General features: G+C 45.1%; 1 protein-coding gene and 1 pseudogene. Both read right to left on the bottom strand.

Annotated features, from left to right (window positions below; genetic code table 11):
• Nucleotides 1-195: 195 nt before the first annotated feature.
• Entirely contained in the window at nt 196-648 is a 453-nt protein-coding gene (locus CDG79_RS40435; RefSeq protein WP_094347032.1) for a cupin domain-containing protein, read from the bottom strand.
• A gap of 357 nt (nt 649-1,005) precedes the next feature.
• Nucleotides 1,006-1,395 (bottom strand): annotated as a pseudogene (locus tag CDG79_RS40430) (ester cyclase); the annotation flags it as partial.
• Nucleotides 1,396-1,581: the final 186 nt, after the last annotated feature.

The following is a 1,581-nucleotide window of genomic DNA, read 5'->3' as shown; positions in this document are numbered from 1 at the left end:
ACTCATTGTTGCTATTGCATCACTGAATACGTAGAACCAGTATCAAGTCTTCCAAGTAACTCTTAAATTCAGTAAATCAAACCTATAGTACACAAGTTCGTATCTCATTCAAATGCATACCGCTATAATAGTACCTTCAATTAAAAAAATTGAGCGGAGTCTTGCATGGAGAGCTCAACCACTTCGATAATGTCGTCAAACTGAATTCTGGACTAGATCGTGCCGCAGCACGGCTAAATCTTCGGCATCGAGTTTGACTGGAACGCCGCTACGAATCAGTTCAGCAAAATTCTCATTCGGCATCATGACAGTAATCGTGTACAGTCGCTCTGACCCAGTGTTGCGGATTTCATGAACTCCCGTCGGCGGCACAAGCAAGGTATCTCCCGAACGAATCACAACTTCTTTCCCATCACAAATTGCAATGCCTTCACCTTTCAGCACAAAAAATGTCTCAACCGCAAATAGATGTCGATTGGGTGGCGTTTTTCCATCAACATCAAAAATCTCAATGCAATACGTGATGGATAAATTGACAGTTGCTGGATCAAAAACGATTGCTAACCGATTTGTGGCATCTGGACTAATACGGTAAGCCTGATATTCATGCGGCGATTTGACCACTGGAATGACACAAGATTCGTCCATTAGAGCCTCCACGATGCTACTTTCGTAATTGATGATTTAAAACAACTTTGCAGGTCACGTATTCTTTACGTAAATACCCTGCACCATCTAAATTGAAAAGATTGCTACAAATTTTGGATGCCACCCCACGCCTCGATTGCAGACATCAGGTTCGAGTATTCGCAGTAGTGAAGGATCTGCCCTTCCTTATTGGGTTTTCTTAGTGCCATAGTCGCGATCGCTGGCAAGATCGATCAGTGCGTTTGAAGGCAAGTTAGGATTGATCGCCTTACGCGCACTGTCAATGCCCACAACGGGCAGCCTACTCTAAGTCCACCACACTAACTTTGATGGGTGAATAAGTTCGTAGTAAGGACTTTAGTCTTTGATTTGAGCGGTGAAGCGCTCACTACAAACCAAGCATTGTTGACTTGGCGGACTACTAGGATCGAGCAAGCCGATTTGAACCAATACACTCGCCTGATCCCAGTAGATGTGCTCGTGGACTAGCTTGCCTTCACGGAACCGGACAATGGCTACCAGTGGCACTTCAACCCTTTTTCCTGTCGGAGCAATGCCAGGAAGCATCCAGTCCATCTGGATGGTATGAGTGAACTTAAACACCATTTCATCGGCGAGCCGATCAGTGCCGATCGTGCGCGAGAGCGGTGTCATCTCGGTATCTGGCGGCATCTGTGGAATGAAGTATTTGGAATAAAACTCGTGCAGTGCTGGTTGCCCTACTCCCCCGGTCATTACCGGAATGTTGTTAACGTAAGCATCCTCAACCGAATGGCACTAAGAAAAGCTATAAGCTATATTCCATAAGCATTACAGGTATTAATACCTTAAGAGCAGTGGACGCTTCGCTGCGATCGCTATTTTTGTAGGTGCTGTCAAATCGAGGCGGTAAATGTGCAGCGTCGTCCAAAAATTTTTTGTAGTTAGAAAAAG

The sequence above is a fragment of the Nostoc sp. 'Peltigera membranacea cyanobiont' 232 genome, from assembly GCF_002245985.1.
Classification (GTDB): Bacteria; Cyanobacteriota; Cyanobacteriia; order Cyanobacteriales; family Nostocaceae; genus Nostoc.
The sequence above is the reverse complement of the archived record's forward strand: the minus strand, read 5'-3'. Positions and strand labels throughout refer to the sequence as shown.